We start from the raw sequence: 1,655 nt of genomic DNA on the forward strand, positions 1-1,655 counted from the left end.
CTCAATGGTCCGCGGTCGGTTGTGGTGTCGGGTGATCTGGATGCGCTGGATGAGTGGCTGCCGCAGTGGCAGGACCGTAAGACGACTCGTCTGCGGGTGAGTCATGCGTTCCACTCGCCGCGCATGGAGCCCATGCTCGCCGAATTCCGTGCCGTGGCCGAGGGGTTGACGTTCAGCGAGCCGCGTATTCCGGTGGTCTCGAATGTGACGGGCACGGTGGTGTCCTCGGAGCTCACCGACCCCGACTACTGGGTGGACCATGTCCGCGGTGCGGTTCGTTTCACCGACGGTGTGCGGGCGCTTGAGCGTGAGGGTGTGACCCGGTTCCTGGAGCTGGGGCCGGACGCGGTGCTGACCGCGTTGGCCCGGCAGACGGTGGACGGGGATTCCGCCGTGACCGTCTCTGCGCTGCGGGCGCGGAGGTCTGAGGCGGAGACGTTCGCGGAGTTCCTCGCGCAGGCGCATGTCGCGGGTGTGGGGGTCGACTGGGAGGCGTTCTACGCCGGAACCGGCGCACGCCGCATACCCCTGCCCACGTATGCCTTCCAGCGCGAGCGTTACTGGCTCACGTCCGGTCGTAGCTCCGGGGACCTGGCTGCCGCGGGGCTGGTGCAGTTGGAGCATCCGCTGCTGAGTGCGGCGGTTGCGGTGGGAGATCGCGATGAGTGGGTGTTCACCGGGCGGTTGTCCACGGAGACCGAGCCGTGGGTGAAGGATCACGCGGTGCTGGGCACGGTCCTGGTGCCCGGTACGGCGCTGGTGGAGCTGGCCATGGCTGCTGGTCGCCATGTCGGGGCACCGGTCCTCGAAGAACTCGTACTCGAAGCCCCGCTGATCCTGGACGAGAAGACATCGGTCCAGCTCCAGGTCGCCGTGGGGGACGCGGACGAGGAGGGCCGTCGCGCGGTTGCGGTCTACTCCCGGTCCGAGGTCGCAGGCGATGCGAAGGCGGACGCGGTCTGTCACGGGCGAGGCACGCTGGTGGTGGTCCAGGACAGGCCGGGCGCGGAGTTCCCCACCCACTGGCCGCCTACCGGCGCCGAGCCGATCGGGGTCGACGCGCTCTATGCAGAGCTGCCGGACTCCGGATACGACTACGGCCCGGCTTTCCAGGGCGTGCGGGCTGCTTGGCGCGTCGGCGATGACGTGTACGCCGAGGTAGCCCTTGCCGAGGAGCTCGCCGGGACGGCGGTCGGCTTCGGCCTGCATCCTGCCCTCTTCGACGCCACGCTGCACGGCGGTCTCGGCCGGCTGAACCAGGGTGACGCATCATCTGCCAGCTTGCCGTTCTCCTGGTCCGGTGTACGGGTGGACCGCACCGGTCCGACCCGGGTGCGGGTGCGCATCAGCACGGTGGACGAGTGGGCCCTGCGGATCGACATGGTGGGTGAGCAGGGCGAGCCCGTCGCGAGTGTGGAGAGGCTCGCCTTCCGCCCGGTGGATACCGCGCGTCTCGCGGGGGCTCAGCAGACCGGTGGCGATTCCCTGTTCCGGGTGGAGTGGGTGGTGGTGCCCGAGGCTGGTGGTTCGCTGGGTGGTTCGGTGGGTCGGGTCGCGGTGCTGGGTGACCTGGTGGCTCCGGGTGAGCGGTTCGCGGGTGTGGGGGAGTTGGAGGCGGCGGTCGCCGCGGGTGCGGCGGTGCCGGAGGTGGTTCT

At 69.8% G+C, this 1,655-nt stretch carries 1 protein-coding gene; it reads left to right on the plus strand.

Annotated elements, in window-relative coordinates; all coding sequences use genetic code 11:
- Positions 1-1,655, plus strand: a 1,655-nt coding sequence (locus Q0994_RS33820) for a polyketide synthase dehydratase domain-containing protein (RefSeq protein ID WP_299542553.1), incomplete at both ends; no start/stop codon positions are given.

The sequence above is a fragment of the uncultured Streptomyces sp. genome (assembly GCF_947488945.1).
Taxonomy (GTDB): domain Bacteria; phylum Actinomycetota; class Actinomycetes; order Streptomycetales; family Streptomycetaceae; genus Streptomyces.